At 67.5% G+C, this 18,209-nt stretch carries 18 protein-coding genes; 7 read left to right on the top strand and 11 right to left on the bottom strand.

Annotation, left to right across the window (positions count from 1 at the left end):
- Nucleotides 1–85: 85 nt before the first annotated feature.
- The gene (locus AC3WLE_RS10410) at nt 86–1,807 is read right to left on the bottom strand and encodes a methyl-accepting chemotaxis protein (RefSeq protein ID WP_492352841.1); all 1,722 of its coding nucleotides are present in this window, start codon (nt 1,805–1,807) and stop codon (nt 86–88) included.
- Between the two features lie 534 nt (nt 1,808–2,341).
- On the opposite strand from AC3WLE_RS10410, the gene AC3WLE_RS10405 reads away from it, so the two are divergent.
- The gene (locus tag AC3WLE_RS10405) at nt 2,342–2,650 is read left to right on the top strand and encodes an H-NS histone family protein (RefSeq protein ID WP_010809859.1); all 309 of its coding nucleotides are present in this window, start codon (nt 2,342–2,344) and stop codon (nt 2,648–2,650) included.
- A gap of 106 nt (nt 2,651–2,756) precedes the next feature.
- Here the strand turns inward: AC3WLE_RS10405 and galE are convergent, their stop codons facing one another.
- Together galE and AC3WLE_RS10395 are read right to left on the bottom strand one after the other, a co-directional pair.
- Nucleotides 2,757–3,776, bottom strand: a complete 1,020-nt coding sequence (gene galE / locus AC3WLE_RS10400; RefSeq protein ID WP_010809858.1) for a UDP-glucose 4-epimerase GalE — start codon at nt 3,774–3,776, stop codon at nt 2,757–2,759.
- Nucleotides 3,777–3,931: 155 nt separating this feature from the next.
- The gene (locus AC3WLE_RS10395; RefSeq protein ID WP_492357370.1) at nt 3,932–4,954 is read right to left on the bottom strand and encodes a tyrosine-type recombinase/integrase; all 1,023 of its coding nucleotides are present in this window, start codon (nt 4,952–4,954) and stop codon (nt 3,932–3,934) included.
- A 221-nt stretch (nt 4,955–5,175) separates the two neighbouring features.
- Between AC3WLE_RS10395 and AC3WLE_RS10390 the strand changes: the two genes are divergently transcribed.
- Together AC3WLE_RS10390 and AC3WLE_RS10385 are read left to right on the top strand one after the other, a co-directional pair.
- A complete protein-coding gene (locus AC3WLE_RS10390) occupies nt 5,176–5,610 on the top strand; it encodes a nuclear transport factor 2 family protein (protein ID WP_492352838.1) in 435 nt (144 codons plus the stop codon).
- 61 nt (nt 5,611–5,671) lie between these two features.
- Nucleotides 5,672–6,667, top strand: a complete 996-nt coding sequence (locus AC3WLE_RS10385; protein WP_492318155.1) for an NAD(P)H-dependent flavin oxidoreductase — start codon at nt 5,672–5,674, stop codon at nt 6,665–6,667.
- 53 nt (nt 6,668–6,720) lie between these two features.
- Here AC3WLE_RS10385 and AC3WLE_RS10380 read toward each other — a convergent pair whose 3' ends face one another.
- Nucleotides 6,721–7,269, bottom strand: a complete 549-nt coding sequence (locus tag AC3WLE_RS10380; RefSeq protein WP_492318156.1) for a PadR family transcriptional regulator — start codon at nt 7,267–7,269, stop codon at nt 6,721–6,723.
- A gap of 339 nt (nt 7,270–7,608) precedes the next feature.
- Here AC3WLE_RS10380 and AC3WLE_RS10375 point away from each other — a divergent pair, with 339 nt between their 5' ends.
- Nucleotides 7,609–7,836 carry a hypothetical protein gene (locus AC3WLE_RS10375; RefSeq protein WP_492318157.1) on the top strand — a complete coding sequence of 76 codons (228 nt, stop codon included), beginning with the start codon at nt 7,609–7,611 and terminating at the stop codon, nt 7,834–7,836.
- Between the two features lie 103 nt (nt 7,837–7,939).
- Here AC3WLE_RS10375 and AC3WLE_RS10370 read toward each other — a convergent pair whose 3' ends face one another.
- Both AC3WLE_RS10370 and AC3WLE_RS10365 read right to left on the bottom strand, forming a co-directional pair.
- Nucleotides 7,940–9,085 carry a hypothetical protein gene (locus AC3WLE_RS10370; protein WP_492357371.1) on the bottom strand — a complete coding sequence of 382 codons (1,146 nt, stop codon included), beginning with the start codon at nt 9,083–9,085 and terminating at the stop codon, nt 7,940–7,942.
- Between the two features lie 59 nt (nt 9,086–9,144).
- Entirely contained in the window at nt 9,145–9,690 is a 546-nt protein-coding gene (locus tag AC3WLE_RS10365) for a GNAT family N-acetyltransferase (RefSeq protein ID WP_492357372.1), read from the bottom strand.
- A 211-nt stretch (nt 9,691–9,901) separates the two neighbouring features.
- On the opposite strand from AC3WLE_RS10365, the gene AC3WLE_RS10360 reads away from it, so the two are divergent.
- Complete coding sequence (locus AC3WLE_RS10360) at nt 9,902–10,138, top strand: hypothetical protein (protein WP_492318160.1); 237 nt, start codon at nt 9,902–9,904, stop codon at nt 10,136–10,138.
- A 65-nt stretch (nt 10,139–10,203) separates the two neighbouring features.
- On the opposite strand, the gene AC3WLE_RS10355 is transcribed toward AC3WLE_RS10360, so the two are convergent.
- The 4 genes from AC3WLE_RS10355 to AC3WLE_RS10340 form a co-directional block, all read right to left on the bottom strand.
- Entirely contained in the window at nt 10,204–11,379 is a 1,176-nt protein-coding gene (locus AC3WLE_RS10355; RefSeq protein ID WP_492318161.1) for an L-rhamnonate dehydratase, read from the bottom strand.
- 90 nt (nt 11,380–11,469) lie between these two features.
- Nucleotides 11,470–12,486 carry a 4-hydroxythreonine-4-phosphate dehydrogenase PdxA gene (locus tag AC3WLE_RS10350; RefSeq protein ID WP_492352834.1) on the bottom strand — a complete coding sequence of 339 codons (1,017 nt, stop codon included), beginning with the start codon at nt 12,484–12,486 and terminating at the stop codon, nt 11,470–11,472.
- Between the two features lie 16 nt (nt 12,487–12,502).
- Nucleotides 12,503–13,471: a Bug family tripartite tricarboxylate transporter substrate binding protein gene (locus AC3WLE_RS10345; RefSeq protein WP_035815870.1), complete on the bottom strand. Its 969-nt coding sequence runs from the start codon at nt 13,469–13,471 to the stop codon at nt 12,503–12,505.
- A 109-nt stretch (nt 13,472–13,580) separates the two neighbouring features.
- Nucleotides 13,581–14,537, bottom strand: a complete 957-nt coding sequence (locus AC3WLE_RS10340) for a LysR substrate-binding domain-containing protein (RefSeq protein ID WP_492352833.1) — start codon at nt 14,535–14,537, stop codon at nt 13,581–13,583.
- Nucleotides 14,538–14,649: 112 nt separating this feature from the next.
- Between AC3WLE_RS10340 and AC3WLE_RS10335 the strand changes: the two genes are divergently transcribed.
- Both AC3WLE_RS10335 and AC3WLE_RS10330 read left to right on the top strand, forming a co-directional pair.
- The gene (locus tag AC3WLE_RS10335) at nt 14,650–15,582 is read left to right on the top strand and encodes a dihydrodipicolinate synthase family protein (RefSeq protein ID WP_492357373.1); all 933 of its coding nucleotides are present in this window, start codon (nt 14,650–14,652) and stop codon (nt 15,580–15,582) included.
- A 20-nt stretch (nt 15,583–15,602) separates the two neighbouring features.
- On the top strand, nt 15,603–17,186 hold the full coding sequence (locus AC3WLE_RS10330; RefSeq protein ID WP_492318165.1) for an aldehyde dehydrogenase (NADP(+)): 1,584 nt from the start codon (nt 15,603–15,605) through the stop codon (nt 17,184–17,186).
- Between the two features lie 3 nt (nt 17,187–17,189).
- Here AC3WLE_RS10330 and AC3WLE_RS10325 read toward each other — a convergent pair whose 3' ends face one another.
- The gene (locus AC3WLE_RS10325; protein WP_492318166.1) at nt 17,190–18,116 is read right to left on the bottom strand and encodes a LysR family transcriptional regulator; all 927 of its coding nucleotides are present in this window, start codon (nt 18,114–18,116) and stop codon (nt 17,190–17,192) included.
- Nucleotides 18,117–18,209 lie beyond the last annotated feature (93 nt).

The following is an 18,209-nucleotide window of genomic DNA, read 5'->3' as shown; positions in this document are numbered from 1 at the left end:
CGAAGAAGGTCAGGACGCGGGGCAAACCCCGCATCATGGCATCTTGCGGTCGCCGTGTGAACAGGGCAATGGTGGGGACAATGGTCTAGAACGCGCTCCAGTCATCATCGGCCCCGGCAACGGCAAGCGCGGGCCTCGCGGCCGGGCGGGCAGCAACGGCACGCGGCGCCGCGGCTGCCGCCGGCCGCACCGACATGGTGCGTGCGGTGCGGCCAGCGACAGCCGTCGCGGCCGTGCCTGCCCCTACTCCCGTACCCGTGCCAAGGTTGAACACCGAGACCACGTTCTTGAGCTTCTGCGCCTGTTCTTCCAGCGCACCGGCTGCGGCGGCGGCCTCTTCCACCAGCGCGGCATTTTGCTGCGTCACCTCGTCCATCTGGGTCACCGCCTGGTTGACTTGCTCGATGCCGCTGGTCTGTTCCTGCGACGCGGCGCCGATCTCGTTCATGATGTCAGTCACGCGGCGCACGGCCTGGACGATCTCGCCCATGGTCTGGCCGGCTTCTGCCACCAGCCGGGTACCGCTCTCCACGCGCTGGCCCGACTCGCCGATCAGCGCCTCGATCTCCTTGGCGGCCGAGGCCGAGCGCTGCGCCAGGCTGCGCACCTCGCCCGCCACCACGGCAAAGCCGCGGCCCTGCTCGCCGGCACGCGCGGCTTCCACCGCCGCATTGAGCGCCAGGATATTGGTCTGGAAGGCAATGCCCTCGATCACGCTGATGATCTCGACCACCTTGCGCGAGGCGCCGTTGATCTCGTTCATGGTGTCGACCACGCGGCCCACCACGTCGCCGCCCTTGAGCGCGATCTGCGAAGCCTCGTTGGCCAGCACGCCGGCCTGGCGCGCGTTGTCGGCATTCTGCCGCACCACCGTGGTCAGTTCTTCCATGCTGGCGGCGGTCTGCTCCAGCGACGAGGCCTGTTCCTCGGTGCGCTGCGACAGGTCCAGGTTGCCGGCGGAAATCTGCTGCGTGGCCGATGCCATCGAATCGGCGCCGGTGCGCACGTCGGCAACGATGCCCGACAGGCTGGCCTGCATCGCGGCCAGCGCCTGCATCATGCGGCCGATCTCGTTCTTCGAGACGCTGGCGATGCGCGAGGTCAGGTCGCCGCGGGCGATGCGCTCGAACACAGCCAGCGCTTCTTCCACCGGCGCGACGATGGCGCGGTTCAGCGTGACCGTGCACAGCACCGCGACCGCCAGGCCCAGCACGATCAGCATGATCGACAGCGTGCGGATACGCGCAAAGCTGGCCTGCGCAGCATCGAAGTTGGCCTGCCCGGCTGCCATCTGGAATTTCTGCAGCTTTTCGTGCACGCCCGACATGCTGCGCTGCAGGTCAGGCAGCACCTTCTTCGCCAGCCGCAGGGCCTCTTCCTGGTTGCCCGCCAGCGAGGCCGCCTGCAGCGGCAGCACGCCCTGCTCCATGAACGCCTGGCGCTGCTTGCCCAGTTCCGCGGCGAGCGCCTTTTCCTCAGGATTCTGCGGCAGGTTCAGGTAGCGCTTCCAGGCAGCCTCCGAAGCCTCGACGAACACCCTGGAGCGGTCCACGTGAACCTTGGGGTCGTCCTGCTCGCCCTGCATCACGTTGCGGTCCAGTGCCAGGCGCATGCGCGTGGTGGCCTGCATCGCCTCGCTGAGCGCGACGGTGGAGCCGAGCTGGTTGGCATAAGTCTCCCTGAGGGCATCATTGCTTTGTGAAATGCCGTGCAGGCCGGCACCGCCGACCAGCAACAGCAGCAGCGACAGCATTCCCATGGCGCCCCGCAGCAGGGTCTTGATCTGGATATTGTTGTGCAAGGACATGATGAAAGAAGACTGTGGCAACCCGCGGGGCACACCCCTGGCCCCGTTCCGGCAGGATCGACGCCCAGATGATCCGCCCTGCCCGGATAACGGCGCCGCGTTCTCGTACTTGAGCCGCCGCGCCAGTGGCGGGTGCAATTAATCGGCCATAACCGGTATGTCGGATATACGCCACGTAGGCTGCCCCGCTATCGCCGCGAACGCCGTGCCGAATTTGCCGCGGCCGATTATGGCGATTTGATTTTGGCGGCGGCTGGCTGCTGCCGGGCCACACGGCCGCACCATTTGCGGGCCTGAACCCGGAACTACCGCCGCAACTGCAGCGGGGCAACACCAACGACGACGGAAATGCCGGCGACAGACCACGACACCGAAAGTTCACACAATTATCGGTGCCAAGAATTTTCGCAAAAACGGCATCCGATTAGTACGGCAGGATTTGCAGCGGGCGGCGACCCCGTTATAATTGTTTTCAGCATTTTCACCCCCCGCACACACCCACCGCATTCCACTCCACCGGAAACCGAGGACCCAATGGCGACGTATCAGGAAATCGTTCAGAAAATCAGTGAACTGCAGAAGCAGGCCGAGGAAATCAAGGCACGCGAACAAGCCACGGTGATCGCGGATATTCGCGAGAAAATCGAGCAATATGGCCTGACCGCGGAAGACCTGGGTTTTGGCGCAAAGGTGCCGGCCGGCAAGAAGGCGGTCAACCGCAAGGTGCCGGTACGCTATCGCGACAGCGCCGGCAATACCTGGACCGGCCGCGGCAAGCGCCCGGGCTGGCTGACCCAGGCCCTGGCCCAGGGCAAGGCAGTTGAAGACTTCCTGATCCGCTGAAATACGCGATCGGCAGATGGCAAAACGCCACGGAATTCATCCGTGGCGTTTTTGTTTTCTGGCCCTCCGCGGCACATGCACAACACCGCGCAGACCGGCCCGGGCGTCAGGCGTCAAACCCCTGCGGATTCATCGACTGCCAGCGCCATGAGTCCTGGCACATGCGGTCGATGTCATGGCGCGCGCGCCAGCCCAGCAGCTGGTTGGCCAGCGCGGGATCGGCGTAGCACGAGGCGATGTCGCCCGGGCGCCGCGCCACGATCTCATGCGGCACCGGCTTGCCGCTGGCACGCTGGTAGGCCTGCACCACTTCCAGCACGCTGTAGCCGCGGCCCGTTCCCAGGTTCACGGTCATGCTCTTGCCCTGCGCGCGCAGGTAACCCAGCGCCGCCAGGTGGCCGTCCGCCAGGTCGCAGACGTGGATATAGTCGCGCACGCCGGTGCCGTCCGGCGTCGGGTAGTCGCCGCCGAATACCATCAGCTTTTCACGGCGCCCGCCGGCCACCTGCGCCACATACGGCATCAGGTTGTTCGGAATACCGCGCGGATCCTCGCCAATCAGCCCGCTTTCATGCGCGCCGACCGGATTGAAATAACGCAGGTAGGCAATGCGCCAGTCCGGATCCGATGTTTCCAGGTCGCGCAGGATTTGCTCGCCCATCAGCTTGGTCTGGCCATACGGGTTGGTGGCCGACAGCGGGAAATCCTCCAGGATCGGCACCGCATGGGGATTGCCATAAACCGTGGCCGAAGAACTGAACACCAGCTGTTTCACCCCGGCCGCGCCCATTGCCGCGCATACCGTCAGCAGCCCACCCAGGTTGTTGCTGTAATACTCCAGCGGCTGGCTCACCGATTCGCCCACTGCCTTGAGTGCGGCAAAATGAATCACCCCGCTGATGCGGTGTTCGGTAAAGAGCCGGTCCAGCAATGCGCGGTCGCGCACGTCGCCCTGCACAAAATGCGGAGTCTTGCCGGTAATGGTGGCGAGCCGCTCCAGCACCACCGGGCTGCTGTTGCACAGATTATCCAGGCCGATCACGTGGTAGCCGGCATTGAGCAGTGCAACCCAGGTATGCGAGGCGATATAGCCGGTGGCACCGGTCAGGAGCAAGGTTTCAGGCATGGAAAATAGGTGTCGGAATTCGATTCAGGGCCGGGCCTTGGCCTGGCGGATTCAAAACGTGGCGCAAGCACCTCTTTCCGCCGCGTAGGCCGGCGAAGCTGCTTATTATCCACGATCTGCCGATGCGCCCAGGGTAGCCGGCCCGGCGCGCGGGGCTAGACCCGGCTTCCCGGCGCTTCCGCCACCAGCCCCGCCCGCGCCTGCCAGGCCTCATAGGCGGCGCGCAGCCGCCAGCCGGACTCCAGGTCGCGCATGCCCAGGCATTGGGCCACCTCGGCCGGCGCCGTGCCGGCCTCGAAATGCATGGCGGCGCAGGTATTGCGCAGCGTCTGCGGCGAGGCGCGTTCGCTGCGGCCGGCCAGCACACCGGCCTCGTCCAGCAGGATCTCCACGCGCCGGTAGACCGAGGCGGCATGCATCGGCCGGCCCGCCGGCATGGCGGGAAACACCAGGCCGCCAAGCGTGCCGGAGGCTTCGCGCAATGCCAGCCAGGCCCGCAACGGCGCATGGGCCAGGCTGAACAGCGGCACGGTATAGGCCCGGCCGTTGTCCGCGCGGACCATGCGCAGCGCCATCCGGCCGGGTGCGCCAGCTTCGATGGCATCGACCCGCAGCGCCCGGGCTTCGGCGACCTTCAGGCCGCCGCCGAGCAGCACCGCCAGCAGGGCCGCATCGCGGGCGCGCTTCCATTGGGTGGGCGATGCCGCGGTGTGGATGTCGCCGGCCGGCATGCCGGCCGGGCCGAGTATCCGCGCCACCAGCAAGTCGCGCTCGCCCGGCAGCAGGAACGCGGTGGGATCATTCTCGCCATCGGCCAGGTGGGCGCGCACCGCCTGGCTGGCCGGGTTGTGCATGCCCTCGCGCAGCCGCGCCAGGTGATGGAACACCCGTTCGATCAGCCGCGTATAGCGATAGCGGTGCGATTTGTGCAGCTGCTGCGCGTCCAGGAACTCACCGATCTGCTCCGCCGACCAGCTCAGCGGCGGCAGCCCGCGCTCGGCCGACCAGCGCAGCAGCTTGCCCCACATCGCGCGGTACACCACGCTGGTGCCGTGCCGAAAGCCATGCCGTGCCAGCCAGCCGTCGAACGCGCGCTCCGGATGGTCACGCCAGGCGGCCAGGTCGGCATCGAACAAGGCCGCCTGGTCGGGATGGGCAGCCGAGGGCTTGGTGGTCACTGACTCTCCTGCCGGGGGCCGGCGTGCGAGGTTGGGATCCCGCCTATTGTAGACAACCCGTCACTGCCCGGCGGGGCGCCGGCACCATTGGCCCCGCATCGCTTGCACGGTGCCCCGGCGCATGCTATTTTTCCACTCACTATGCAACTGGTTGCATATAAACCTGTAACCAGCCCCCTCAACGAGATGCCCGCGCACCGACGCCAGCCAAGGAGACCGACATGACCACCACCAACCTGATTCCCGCCGCACAGGCCTCACTTGAAGCCTGGCACCAGATGCTGGCCAACGGTTCGATGGCCGGGCTCGACGCCATCGTGGCCGATGAGGTGGTGTTCCGCTCGCCGGTCGCGCACACCCCCTATCCCGGCCGCGACGCGATTGGGCTGGTGCTGACCACGGTGAACCAGGTGTTCCAGGACTTCCGCTATCACCGCAGCTTTGTCAGCGAGGACGGCCACAGCGTGGTGCTGGAATTCAGCGCGGCCGTGGACGGCAAGGCGCTCAAGGGCATCGACATGATCCGTTTCGACGACGCCGGCCGCATTGCCGAGTTCGAAGTCATGGTGCGCCCGCGCTCGGGCCTGGAGGCGCTGGCCGCCGCCATGGGCGCGCGCCTGGCCAGCCAGAAGGACGTGCTGACCGGCGCGGCCTGACGCAACCCTGTTTCGCAGCACCGCTTTTTCGCTTTACCGAAATACCCAGGAGACTTCACCCATGGCCCTTCCCGCCCAACTCCAGAACCGGCTGTCGCTGCCGGTGGTCTGCTCGCCGCTGTTCATCATCTCCAACCCCGACCTGGTCATCGCCCAGTGCAAGGCCGGCGTGGTCGGTTCGTTCCCCGCGCTGAATGCGCGCCCGGCACCCAAGCTGGAAGAATGGCTGGACCGCATCACCACCGAGCTGGCCGAACACGACGCCAGGCACCCGGACCGCCCGTCGGCACCGTTCGCCGTCAACCAGATCGTGCACAAGTCCAACGACCGGCTTGAACATGACCTGGAGCTGTGCGTGCGCTACAAGGTGCCGATCGTGATCACCTCGCTGGGCGCACGCAAGGAAGTCAACGACGCAGTGCACTCGTACGGCGGCATCGTGCTGCACGACGTGATCAACAACACCTTCGCGCGCAAGGCCATCGAGAAGGGTGCGGACGGACTGGTGGCGGTTGCCGCCGGGGCCGGCGGCCATGCCGGCACGCTGTCGCCGTTCGCGCTGCTGCACGAGATCCGCGAATGGTTCGACGGCCCGCTGCTGCTGTCGGGCTCGATCTCCAGCGGCGACGCCATCCTGGCCGCGCAGGCCGCCGGCGCCGACCTGGCCTATATCGGCTCGGCCTTTATCGCCACGCAGGAAGCCAACGCGCAGGACGGCTACAAGCAGATGATCGTCGACAGCACCGCCAACGACATCGTCTACTCCAACCTGTTCACCGGCGTGCACGGCAACTACCTGCGCGGCAGCATCGAGCGCGCCGGCCTGGACCCGAACGCGCTGCCCGAATCAGATCCGTCGAAGATGAATTTCGGCTCCACCAGCGTCAAGGCGTGGAAGGACATCTGGGGCGCCGGCCAGGGCGTGGGCGCAATCAAGCGCGTGGTGCCCGCGGGCGAGCTGGTGCGCCGCTTTGCCGAGGAATATGCGCTGGCACGCCGCCGGCTGGGCTTGGGCGAGGCCACGCAGGCCGGCACGCGCGCCGTCGACCTGGCCTGACGCAGCCGGTCAGCTGGCCTGGCAGGCCGTAGCCGCCGCCCAAGCGGGCGCGGCTACAGCAGCGGCAGCAGTTCCTCGCCCCAGGCCACCCAGTCCTGCTCGAAGCGGATGCCGCGCTGCAGCAGCGCATAGCGCAACTGTTGCGCGCGGTCCATGTCCGGCGCCGAGAAATCGCGCCGCTCGATGGCCAGGTAAGTCTCCAGCCGGGCCCGGTGCAGCGCGATCAGCCGCCGCATCTCGTCACCGAGGCCAAGCGGCCCGATCACCGCATCAGCGCGCAGCTTGACCAGGATTTCCTCGCGCTGGTCCAGGCTGGCGCCGGGGGTCAGCACCCAGCGTGCCAGTTCTTCACGGCCGGCCGGCAACACCCGGTAGACCTTCTTGCGGTTCTTGCGGTCGCCGCCACCGGCCTCGCCTTCCGCCGCCTCGGTTTCATCCGCGGCAATCCAGCCACTGTCAGCCATCCGTCCCAGCTCGCGATAAATCTGCTGGTGCGTGGCATGCCAGAAATAGCCGATGGAACGGTCAAAGCGCCGTGCCAGGTCATAACCGGACGACGGTTTTTCGATCAGGGAAATCAACAAGGCGTGCTGGGTCGACATGCGTCTGGGCAGTGGCCCGTCGGGGGGCGATGGAAAATGGTTGGAAGCGGATGCGGCAGACCCGGAACCGGGACGCGCCGGCAGCCGCACTTCGCGGGGCTGGCGCTATGGTATCGCAATGCGGGCCTTGGGCAGCACCCTCAGCGATGTCGCCATCGGCGTCGCCAGCAGATGCCATACATTCGTTAAATTTGTCATTTTGGAAATTTCCTGGCAGACAGAATTAAAAAACGCTGAATGGCATTTCTGCGTTGGATGCAATACATTCCATACATTGAAATCCAGTGCGAGCGCATACCCGCCCCCGGCCGCACCTTGCAGCAATCCTGGAGTGTGTCCATGACCGGAAGAATCCTGCTTGCCGAAGAGCGCGACGTGGCCTGGGAAGCCGACGCCGTCGAACTCCCGCTCGGCATCCTGCCGCCCATGCGCGACAAGGCGCCCATTTACTACCGCCTGCCCGATACGCCGGACGGGCACCATATCAAGGAATACGCCAGCGGGCTACGCCAGCTGGTGCGCTTTGTCGGCGTCGAAGAACAGGTTGTCAAATTCAGCCTGGGCTGACCGGGCACGTAACCGTTTCCCTGTGGTTGTCTCCTCCGAGCCCGTTCCTGCGGGCAGGGACTTGAACCCGCGAAATTCGCGGGTTTTTTCTTGGCCGGCGGAATCAGAGCTGCGGCGCGCGGCAGGCCGCGCCGTCCGGGTTGGCCGTTTCCGCCATGCCGAACACCGCCCTGGCGCCGCATTGCGAGCCGAACATGCGTGCCTGGTCGTGCCCCACGCCCACCACTTCATAGGCCTGGTGGCGGATCACCAGCCCGGGGCTGGCCAGGTAGCGCTCATAGCGCAGGTAGCCGCGGGCGCGCTGCAGGCGCGTGGGACCTTCGGCCTCAGCGCCGCACGCCTTGTCCAGTACGCGGTGGTTGGGGTCGTTGTCTTCCGTGCCGGCCAGGTAGGTTACCTGACGCCCGGCGTAGCGCTGGTACAGCGACTGGCCATTGGCACCTTTTGCGTAGGGCACGATGTCCTGCATGCCATAGCGGTACTTGTCGTAATCCGGGCACACCCCCTTGTCGTACGGCGCAAACGAGCGGCCGTCCGCGCCGGCCGGGCGCACCGGCGTGAAGTACAGGTAGGACGAGGGGTTGGCCACCACATAGCGCAGGTCGATGCCGCGCGCGCGGATGCGCTCGTCGACATTGTTCAGCACGGCATAGCGATGCACGATCTGCGCGCCGCCCGAATGCCCGGCCACGGTCACCCTGGCCACCTGCGGCAATCGCGCCTTGTCGGTGACGAAGGCCATCAGGTCATCGAGGACCTGCAGTGAACTGACCGTGAACGGCGCGTTGACCGCGTTCTCGCCACTCATCCAGCCCTGCACCGACCATTGCGGCATGCCGTCGAAGCCCTTGCCGTGGTCAGGCGTGCCGGGGAAGTTGGGCGCGACCAGCAGCACCTCGTCCGGATTGCGGCCGCTGGCCTTGAGCAGTGCAGCACCGGCGGCGTAGTAGTCATCGCCGTTGCGCTGCAGGCCGTGCTGCACGAACACCACCTCGCGGATGCGCGACAGGTCTTGGTCGAGCGGATGGTTGGCGTAGACCGGGAAGTCATAGCCCGCGCCCGTGCCCAGGTGCACGCGCTGCCAGTGCGGCTTCGCCTGGGCCGGCGTGGCCGCCGCCTCTATCGCCTTGGCGGCGGAACGCGTGTCGGGTGCGCTGGCGCAACCGGCCAGTACGGCCATGGCGATGGCGGCACCGGCCAATGCCCGGCATGGTTTGCTTGGCACAACGAGAGCAAAGGCTTGCAGCATGGGGAAGGGATTCCTGTGGGAGTGTTTTGCCGGCGGCTGACCCGGACTCGCCGCCCTGGTCAGCCCAGGCGCCTGACCAGCACCGCCACGTCCGGCCAGGTCACGCGGCGGACCATGACCCGCAGGTCCGGACCGTGGAAATCATCCTCGAACGCCTCGGATTCCTCGCCGCCCAGCCGCTGGTAGAACTCGCGCGCCTGCGTATTGGCTTCCAGCACATAGAGGAACAGCGGCCGCCCGGGCCAGTGCGCGGCCACGCGCTGCGCGCAGTGGGCCAGCAAGCGCTTGCCCAGGCCCTGGCCGTGGAAGGCGGGCAGCACGTGGAGGTTGTCGAGATAGATGCCGAAGCGGGGCTCCGCCTCGGGCAGCAGGCAGGCAAAGCCAGCGGCTTCGCCGTCGACCATGGCCAGCGTGACTTCCACGGGGCCGTCGGCGCCGTTGTGCATGCGGGCGCGCCAGGCGGCCAGCCGTTCCGGGTAGGCCTGGTCCCGCAAGTAAGCAGCCGGCAACATGCCGGGATAGGTGTGCTGCCAGCTGGCGGCGTGCATGGCGGCAAGCCGGTCGGCATCGGCAGCGGTGGCGGAGATCAGCGCAAGATCGGGCATGATAGGCGGCGGTCGGCCTCGGCGCAGCGCCGGCAAGGTGTCGGGAAGCGATCATTGTGCCGCCGCATGCCAAGGCTTGCAAAGCGTGGATGCAGGGATTGCAACCGGCGTGCCTTGCCTGCCTCCCGCGCCATCATGCAACACTCCCGGCGCCGGGAACGAAGGTTGCAGGATCCTGCAAAATCGCCTGCCGCAATGAAGAGGAAGCCTTATGTATATGGTCTACTGGTCCGAAGCCGACGGCAGCGGGCTCAGCCCCCACGCGCAGTCATTCCCAAGCGATGCGATGCGTGAAGCCCTGCACTTTACCGAAGCGCTGCGCCAGCGCCAGCATGCGGGCGAGCCGGTGAGCTTTGTCACGCTGTGCTCGGAGAATCCCAACTCGGTAGGACGAGCCGGGGCGGCGGATCCGCCGCCGGACTATGAGTGGAAGAAAAGGCGGCCTTGAAGCGGCGGCGTGCATCGTGAAACATGGCGCGCTGCCCGGCCGGGCAGAGCCCGGCAACTGGCCCGTCAGCCGATGACGTCGAACTGGCTGAAGTACTCCTCGTTCAGCTCCAGGCCCAGCCCCGGCAGGTTGTCGTCGAGCTGCAGGTAGCCGTTGTCCGGCGCCGGATCGCCCTTGAAGATGTAGTAGAACAACTCATTGCCCACCTCCACGTCGTGCACGGGGAAGTACTCCGACATCGGCGAAGCCGTCGAGGCCATGGTCAGGTGGTAGTTATGCATCTGCCCCGCGTGCGGGATCACCGGCACCGACCAGGCCTCCGCCATGGCGTTGATCTTCTGCGCCGCGGTGATCCCGCCGACGCGGTTGGTGTCGTACTGGATCACGTCCACCGCGCGGCGCTCGAGCAGGTCCTTGAAGCCGTAAGAGGTGAATTCATGTTCACCGCCGGAGATCGGGAACGGGCTCGCCTTCTTCAGTTCGGCATAGCCTTCGATATCGTCGGCAATCACCGGCTCTTCCAGCCAGCGCGGGTTGAACTCGGCCAGGCGCGGCAGCATGCGGCGCGCGTATTCCAGCGTCCAGCCCATATAGCACTCCAGCATGATGTCGACGCCATCGCCGACCAGCTCGCGCAGCAGGCGCACCTGCTCGATGTTCTTCTGCATGCCGGCGGGGCCGTCCTTGGGGCCGTAGCCGAAGCGCATCTTCATCGCGGTGAAGCCCTGGTCGAGGTAGCGCTGCGCTTCTGCCAGGAAAGCGTCGCGGTCGTCATTGTTGTAGAGCTTGGAGGCATAGCACCAGATCTTTTCCTTGGTGCGCCCGCCCAGCAGCTTGAACACGGGCTTGCCAACCGCCTTGCCCATCAGGTCCCACAGCGCGATATCGACCGCCGAGATCGCCGCCATGCCGATGCCCTTGCGGCCCCAGGCATGGGTGCGGCGGTACATCTTCTGCCACAGGTATTCGTTGTCGAACGGGTCCTGGCCGATCACCACCGGTGCCAGGTACTGGTCAACGATCTCCTTGGCCACGCGCGGCGCCAGCGCGCAGTTGCCGATGCCGACCAGGCCGGTGTCGGTTTCCACTTCCACCACCAGCCAGCCATGGAAGCGGAACGAGCCCATGGCGTCGCCGCGCTCGAACAGGATGTCGGTGGCGTTGGTGCAGAAATGCGCCTGCGGCGGCACGGTCTTGCCCTTCCATTCAAAGACACGGGCGCGGACGTTGGTGATCTTCATGTTCAGCTCCTGATGGCGATGCGTTGGCGCGAACGCTCCCCGGCCGCGCCGGGGGCGGTCTTGCTGGATTTGGTGTGGTGAAAGTGGTGGCTAGGCTGTGGCGCGCCGCTGCGCACCCATGCGGCAGACGATCTGGAATGCCTGCAGCGTGGCGCCCGGATCGGCGCGGCCCTGCTGCGTGATGTCGAACGCGGTGCCGTGCGCGGGCGTGGTGATCGGCACCGGCAGCCCGCCCTGCACCGTCACGCCGCGCGAGAAGCCCATCAGCTTGATGCCGATCTGGCCCTGGTCGTGGTACATGGTGACGATGGCATCGAACTGCCGCTGCGACGGCCCGCCCTGCACCTTCAGGAAGATGGTGTCGGCCGGGAACGGACCGTCCGCCGCCACGCCGCGTTCACGCGCCGCGGCCACGGCCGGGGCGATCACGTCGATCTCCTCGCGGCCGAAGGCGCCGTTGTCGCCGTTGTGCGGGTTCAGGCCGCACACCGCGATGCGCGGGCGCGCCATGCCGGTGCGGCGCAGGGCCTGGTCGATCAGGTCGATGGCGCCGCCCACGCGTTCCTGCGTAATCATCGCCGGCACGTCCTTGAGCGCCACGTGCGAAGTCACGCGCGAGGTCCACAGCCCGTCCAGAACATTGAACTCGCAGAAGTTGCCGTGGTAGCGAAGCTGCTCGGCAAACCAGTGCAGCTCATCGCTGTGCGCCATGCCGGCGGCGTGCAGCGAGCTTTTGTTCAGCGGCCCGAACAGGATCGCGTCGGCGTGGCCCGCTTGCGCCAGCTGCAGTGCCAGCGCCAGCGTGCCCAGGCTGTAGCGCCCGCCCTCGGCACTGGCTTGGCCGCGCGCATATGCCGGGCGCTCCGGCAGCTGCCAGTGGTACAGGCGCGGCTTGCCATCATCGGCAAAGGCGGGGGCTTCGGTCTCGGCCAGCGCCAGGTCGACGCCTGCGATCCGCATGCCGTGGCGCCATTCGTCGCGGTCGGCGATCAGCAGGATCTCGGCCTGCGCGGCGGTCGCGGGGTCGGCCAGCAGCCTGGCGATCAGTTCAGGGCCGATGCCGGCGGGGTCGCCCAGCACCATGGCGATTCTTGGACGGGAATTCATTGGACTTCCGGGGTTGTTATTGGTCGAGCTTGACGCCCAGTTCAGCGATCAGCTTGCCATAGCGCACATACTCGGCACGCGAGAAGGCATCGAACTGCGCCGCGGTCAGCGCGCCGGGCACCGCGCCCACATCGGCCAGCCGGCGCACGGTGTCAGGGTCCTTGATCACCGTGGCCAGCGCGCTGCCCAGCTTCTGCAGCGTCGCGGGCGGCGTGCCGGCCGGCGCATAGACACCGTACCACGCACTCATCTGGATGCCGGGCACGCCCGCTTCAGCCAGCGTGGGCACGTTGGGCAGCAGCGCCGAGCGCTGGTCCGCGGTGACCGCCAGCGCGCGCAGCTTGCCGGCCTTGATATGGCTGATGACCGACGGCATGGTCTCGAAGCTCATGTCCACCTGCCCGCCCATCAGGTCCACCAGCGCACTGCTGCTGCTCTTGTACGGCACGTGCAGCAGCTTGCCCTTGATCTGCCGCGCGAAGGACGCGCCGGCCAGGTGCTGGGTGCTGCCGACGCCGGACGAGCTGTAGCGGAACTTGTCCGGATTGGCCTGGATCTGCGCCACCAGCGCCTTGACGTCGCGCGCCTGCACCTGGTTGTTGACCACCAGCACATTGGGCACCGACGACACCAGCGCCACCGGCGCCAGGTCCTTGAGCGGATCGAACTGCAGCTTGAGCAGGTGCGGGGCGATCGCTTGCGAAGTCACCACGCCCATCAGCAGCGTGTTGCCGTCCGGCGCCGCCTTGGCGGTGATGTCCGCGGCAATGGTGTTGGACGCGCCGGGGCGGTTGTCGACCACGACGGGCTGCTTCAGCTGCGCGGCGAGCTTGTCGGAGACGATGCGCGCCATCACGTCGGTGCCGCCGCCGGGCGCGGCACCCACCATCAGCCGCACCGGCCGTGTGTCCTGCGCCCAGGCATTGCCCGTGACTGCCGCCACCGTGGCCAGGCCGGCGAGTGCGCCGGCGATCCATGTCTTCATTGCTGTCTCCGTCGTTTTGCTGTCCGGCTCTGCGGCGCGGATGGGCAGACTATAGGAGCATCAGTGATTGGCCACTACTGATGTTTTTTGAACTGGCGATCACCTGGCGTTATACCTCGGCAGCCGCCTGCTGCGCAGTGCGCGGCAATGCCTTCAGGATCGCGACCAGCTGTCGCGCCGCCGCGGACAAGGCGCCGCCGCGCCGCGTCACGATGCCAAAAGTCTGCTGCCGCGACTGCAGCCGCACGGGCAGGATGCGCAGCATCTTCTGGCGCACGAACATCGCCGCCACGCCGGTCGGCAGCAGCGACACCAGCCCGGGGTCGCCCTGCAGCATGGCCACCGTGACGAAGGCCGACGAGGTCGAGATCGCATTGGCGGGGAAGCTCATGCCGGCCAGGTCCAGCTCGCGCTGCAGCAGCGCGTGCATGGGCATATGCCCGGCGTAGGTGATCCAGCGATAACCGGCGAGGTCGGCAAACCCCATCGCACGCGCGCGCGGCGCCGGATGCGAGTGCCCCACCACGACCGCGACCTGCTCATCGTCCAGCGGGTGGTAGTGGTAGCGGGCCGGCTCACCGCTGACCAGCGAGCGGCCGATCACCACGTCGAGGTGGCCGTCATCGAGCAGCCCCAGCAGGCGCAGGCTGGTGTCCTCGATGATCTCCAGCGCCAGTTCCGGCTGCGCCTGGCGCAACTGCGCCAGCGCCGGCACCAGCACCTCCGGCACCGCGCCCATGATCACGCCGATGGCCACGCGCCCGCCGCTGCCGGCGCGGATGCCCGCCACCTCCTCGCACATGGCGCCCAGGTCTGCCACCAGCTGGCGTGCGTGCCGGATCACGCAATGGCCGAAGGCATTGGGACGCATGCCGCGCCTGGAGCGCTCGAACAGCGGCGCTTCCAGCATGCCTTCCAGCTCCTGCAGCGACTTGCTGGCCGCCGACTGGGTCATCGCCATCGCCGCGGCGGCCTGGTGCAGGGAGGAATGCTCGTCCAGCGCGATCAGCAGTTGCAGCTGCTTCATGCGCAACCGGCCGGTCAGGGTGTCGAGGGTGGAGTTCATGAAGGGTCTGTGAGTCGCAAAAGCGATCACCAGATGGAAAGGTTTCAATATACAGCCAGGGGGGCGGCTCGTATATTGGCCCGAACCAATTCACAAGCAGCCGGAGGAGACCATGACCCGCACCCCAGCCCCCACCGTCTACCGCGGCGTATTCCCGGTAGCGCCCACCATCTTCGACGCCCAGGGCGGCCTCGACCTCGACGGCCAGCGCCGCTGCATCGACTTCATGATCGATGCGGGGTCGCACGGCATCTGCATCCTGGCCAACTTCTCCGAGCAGTTCGTGCTGAGCGACGACGAGCGCAACGTGCTGATGAAGAGCGTGCTGGAACACGTGGACGGCCGGGTGCCGGTGATCGTCACCACCACGCATTTCAGCTCGCGCCTGTGCGCCGAGCGCAGCCGCGCGGCGCAGGATGCGGGCGCGGCCATGGTGATGGTGATGCCGCCCTACCACGGCGCCACCATCCGCGTGCCCGAGCGCAGCATCTATGAATTCTTCGCCACGGTCTCGGATGCCATCGACATCCCCATCATGATCCAGGACGCGCCGGTCAGCGGCACCACGCTGAGCGCACCGTTCCTGGCGCGCATGGCGCGCGAGATCGGCAATGTGTCGTACTTCAAGATCGAAGTGCCGCAGGCCGCGGCCAAGCTGCGCGAGCTGATCGAACTGGGCGGCGACGCCATCGTCGGCCCCTGGGACGGCGAAGAGGCCATCACGCTGATGGCCGACCTGGAAGCGGGCGCTACGGGTGCGATGACGGGTGCGGGCTTCCCCGACGGCATCCGCCAGATCCTCGATGCCTGGCAGGCCGGCGATGCCGAACTGGCCGCGCAGCGCTACCAGCAATGGCTGCCGCTGATCAATTATGAAAACCGGCAAGGCTGGCTGGCCACCAGCAAGGTGCTGATGCAGGCAGGCGGCGTGATCGCGTCGGACGCGGTGCGCCATCCGCTGCAGCCGATGCACCCGGCCACCCGCGAAGGGCTGCTGAAGATTGCGCGGAGGCTGGATCCGCTGGTGTTGCGCTGGGCCCGCTGATCTCATCGAAAGGACAAGGCATGACAATCTCAGGCGAACTCCTGATCGGCCGCCGCGCTGAACGCGGCGGCAACGGCACCATCCACGCCATCGACGCGGCCACCGGAGCCACCCTCGAACCGGCATTCGGCGGCGCCACGCCCGCACAGCTGGACCAGGCCTGCGCGCTGGCATGGCAGGCATTCGACACCTACCGCGAGACCACGCCCGAGCGGCGCGCCGATTTCCTCGAAGCCATCGCCGCCAACATCCTGGCGCTGGGCGATACCCTGATCGACCGCTGCACCACCGAATCCGGCCTGCCGCGCGCCCGCATCGAAGGCGAGCGCGGCCGCACCGTGGGGCAGTTGCGCATGTTCGCAAGCCTGCTGCGCCAGGGCGACTTCCTTGAACTGCGCGTCGACCCCGCGCTACCTGAACGCAAGCCGCTGCCGCGCGTCGACCTGCGCCTGCGCCATATCGCGCTGGGGCCGGTAGCAGTATTCGGCGCCAGCAACTTTCCGCTGGCATTCTCGGTGGCCGGCGGCGATACCGCCTCGGCCCTGGCCGCGGGCTGCCCGGTCGTCGTGAAGGCGCATCCGGCGCACCCGGGCACATCGGAGCTGGTCGGCCGCGCCATCCGCAAGGCCGTCGACGACATGGACCTGCCCGAAGGCACCTTCTCGCTGCTGTTCGATGCCGGGCTGGAGGTCGGGCAAGGGCTGGTGGCCGACCCGCGCATCAAGGCCGTCGGCTTCACCGGCTCACGCGCCGGCGGCATGGCGCTGATGGCGATCGCGGCGGCACGGTCCGAGCCGATCCCCGTGTTTGCCGAGATGAGCAGCATCAACCCGGTACTCCTGTTCCCGCACGCACTGGCCAATCGCGCCGAAGCCATCGGCACGGCGTTTGCGGATTCGCTGATGCTGGGCGCGGGGCAGTTCTGCACCAACCCCGGCCTGGTGCTGGCGGTTGCGGGGGATGACCTGGAGCGCTTCCTGCATGCCGCGGCTGCGCGGCTGGGGGCGCTGCCGGCTGCGACCATGCTGACGCCCGGCATCCATCGTGCCTATTGCGCCGGCGTCGATAGGCTCGCTGGCCATGCGCAAGTGCAGACCGTTGCGCGTGGCGCGGCGGGATCGGCTGCACAGGGACGGGCCGCGCTGTTCGCCACCGACGCCGGTGCCTTCCTGGCCGACGAAGCGCTGCGCCACGAAGTCTTCGGCGCCGCCTCGCTGGTGGTGCGCTGCCGCGACCTCACCGAGATGCGGCGCGTCATCGACGCACTGGAAGGCCAGCTGACCGCCGCCCTCCATATCGACGATGCCGACCACGACGCCGCCCGCACCTTCCTGCCCGCGCTGGAACGCCTGGCGGGACGCATCCTGGTCAATGGCTTCGGCACGGGCGTGGAGGTCGGGCATGCGATGGTGCATGGCGGGCCCTGGCCGGCAACGTCCGACGGCCGCAGCACCTCGGTCGGCAGCCTGGCCATCGCGCGCTTCCTGCGCCCGGTCAGCTACCAGGACATGCCGCCCGGCCTGCTGCCCGCGTCGCTGCGCCCGGACAGCCCGCAACGCCACGCGTGGCGCCTCGACGGCAAGCGCCAAGGCATGCCCGGCTGAGGCTTATCTCGACAACGCCCGCAACGCATCGATCAGCAGGCTCATCGATGCCGTCGGCGGGCGGCCCCGCCGCGTGACGATGCCATAGGGCCCCAGCTTGCGCGGCAGGGGCAGCGGCAATACCGCCAGCGCGCCAAGCCTGCCGTAGTAGGCGGCGACCGACTCCGGCAGCACCGCGATCAGTTCGCTGTCCGCCAGCAACGACGTGGTCATCAGCACCGCCGCGGTCTCGATGGTGGACGGCGGCGCCGGCACGCCGGCATCCTCGAACGAGCGGTCGATCAGCGCGCGCATCGGGCTGGGGCGCGGCTGCATGATCCACGGGTAGCCCGTCAGTTCCTCGAACGACAGCTTGCGGCGCCGCGCCAGCGGGTGCTGCGGCCCGACCACGATGGCCAGACCCTCGTCGCCCAGTTGCTCGAAGTCCAGCCCGCTGCTGTCCCAGCCATCCGGCACGCGCCCCAGCACGATATCGAGCTGGTCGCGCTCAAGCTGCGGCATCAGCACATCGCTGGTCTCCACGTGCACCGCCACCTCCAGCCGCGGATGATCGCGATTGAGCTGCCGGATCACGTCGGCAAGCAGCCCCGGCGTGGGCGCCATCACCGCCCCGACCCGCACGCGTCCGATCTTGCCGGACTCCAGCGCCACCAGTTCATCGCGCAGCCCGCCCATGTCGGCAAACACCAGCCGGGCATAGCGCGTGGCCGCCAGCCCGAAGCGCGTGGCCCGCAGCCCGCGCGCATGGCGCTCGAACAGCGGCACGCCGAGCAGGTCTTCCATGTCCTGCAGCATCTTGCTGACCGCGGGCTGCGTGAGCGTCAGCGCCTCGGCGGCCTGGCGCAGGGAGCCGCGCTCCTCCACCGCCAGCAGCAGGCGCAGGTGCTGCATTTTCAGGCGGCCGTGGAGGGTGCTGACGGGTGGGATCATGGGTGGGACCAAGCGTAGGGAAGCGTGAGGGCAGGCTTTCGCCTGCGATCACAAATTCTTATCGCTTCGCCCCGTATGGTCAAGCCGGATATA

Source organism: Cupriavidus sp. FW306-1B-F12B, from assembly GCF_058781795.1.
This window is presented reverse-complemented; position numbering and strand designations above follow the sequence as displayed.

What these genes read in the sequence shown, in the direction of transcription:
- AC3WLE_RS10410 (WP_492352841.1), bottom strand. Translation starts at nt 1,807, where the DNA reads ATGTCCTTGCACAACAATATCCAGATCAAGACCCTGCTGCGGGGCGCC.
- AC3WLE_RS10405 (WP_010809859.1), top strand. Translation starts at nt 2,342, where the DNA reads ATGGCGACGTATCAGGAAATCGTTCAGAAAATCAGTGAACTGCAGAAG.
- galE (WP_010809858.1), bottom strand. Translation starts at nt 3,776, where the DNA reads ATGCCTGAAACCTTGCTCCTGACCGGTGCCACCGGCTATATCGCCTCG.
- AC3WLE_RS10390 (WP_492352838.1), top strand. Translation starts at nt 5,176, where the DNA reads ATGACCACCACCAACCTGATTCCCGCCGCACAGGCCTCACTTGAAGCC.
- AC3WLE_RS10385 (WP_492318155.1), top strand. Translation starts at nt 5,672, where the DNA reads ATGGCCCTTCCCGCCCAACTCCAGAACCGGCTGTCGCTGCCGGTGGTC.
- AC3WLE_RS10380 (WP_492318156.1), bottom strand. Translation starts at nt 7,269, where the DNA reads ATGTCGACCCAGCACGCCTTGTTGATTTCCCTGATCGAAAAACCGTCG.
- AC3WLE_RS10375 (WP_492318157.1), top strand. Translation starts at nt 7,609, where the DNA reads ATGACCGGAAGAATCCTGCTTGCCGAAGAGCGCGACGTGGCCTGGGAA.
- AC3WLE_RS10370 (WP_492357371.1), bottom strand. Translation starts at nt 9,085, where the DNA reads ATGCTGCAAGCCTTTGCTCTCGTTGTGCCAAGCAAACCATGCCGGGCA.
- AC3WLE_RS10365 (WP_492357372.1), bottom strand. Translation starts at nt 9,690, where the DNA reads ATGCCCGATCTTGCGCTGATCTCCGCCACCGCTGCCGATGCCGACCGG.
- AC3WLE_RS10360 (WP_492318160.1), top strand. Translation starts at nt 9,902, where the DNA reads ATGTATATGGTCTACTGGTCCGAAGCCGACGGCAGCGGGCTCAGCCCC.
- AC3WLE_RS10355 (WP_492318161.1), bottom strand. Translation starts at nt 11,379, where the DNA reads ATGAAGATCACCAACGTCCGCGCCCGTGTCTTTGAATGGAAGGGCAAG.
- AC3WLE_RS10350 (WP_492352834.1), bottom strand. Translation starts at nt 12,486, where the DNA reads ATGAATTCCCGTCCAAGAATCGCCATGGTGCTGGGCGACCCCGCCGGC.
- AC3WLE_RS10345 (WP_035815870.1), bottom strand. Translation starts at nt 13,471, where the DNA reads ATGAAGACATGGATCGCCGGCGCACTCGCCGGCCTGGCCACGGTGGCG.
- AC3WLE_RS10340 (WP_492352833.1), bottom strand. Translation starts at nt 14,537, where the DNA reads ATGAACTCCACCCTCGACACCCTGACCGGCCGGTTGCGCATGAAGCAG.
- AC3WLE_RS10335 (WP_492357373.1), top strand. Translation starts at nt 14,650, where the DNA reads ATGACCCGCACCCCAGCCCCCACCGTCTACCGCGGCGTATTCCCGGTA.
- AC3WLE_RS10330 (WP_492318165.1), top strand. Translation starts at nt 15,603, where the DNA reads ATGACAATCTCAGGCGAACTCCTGATCGGCCGCCGCGCTGAACGCGGC.
- AC3WLE_RS10325 (WP_492318166.1), bottom strand. Translation starts at nt 18,116, where the DNA reads ATGATCCCACCCGTCAGCACCCTCCACGGCCGCCTGAAAATGCAGCAC.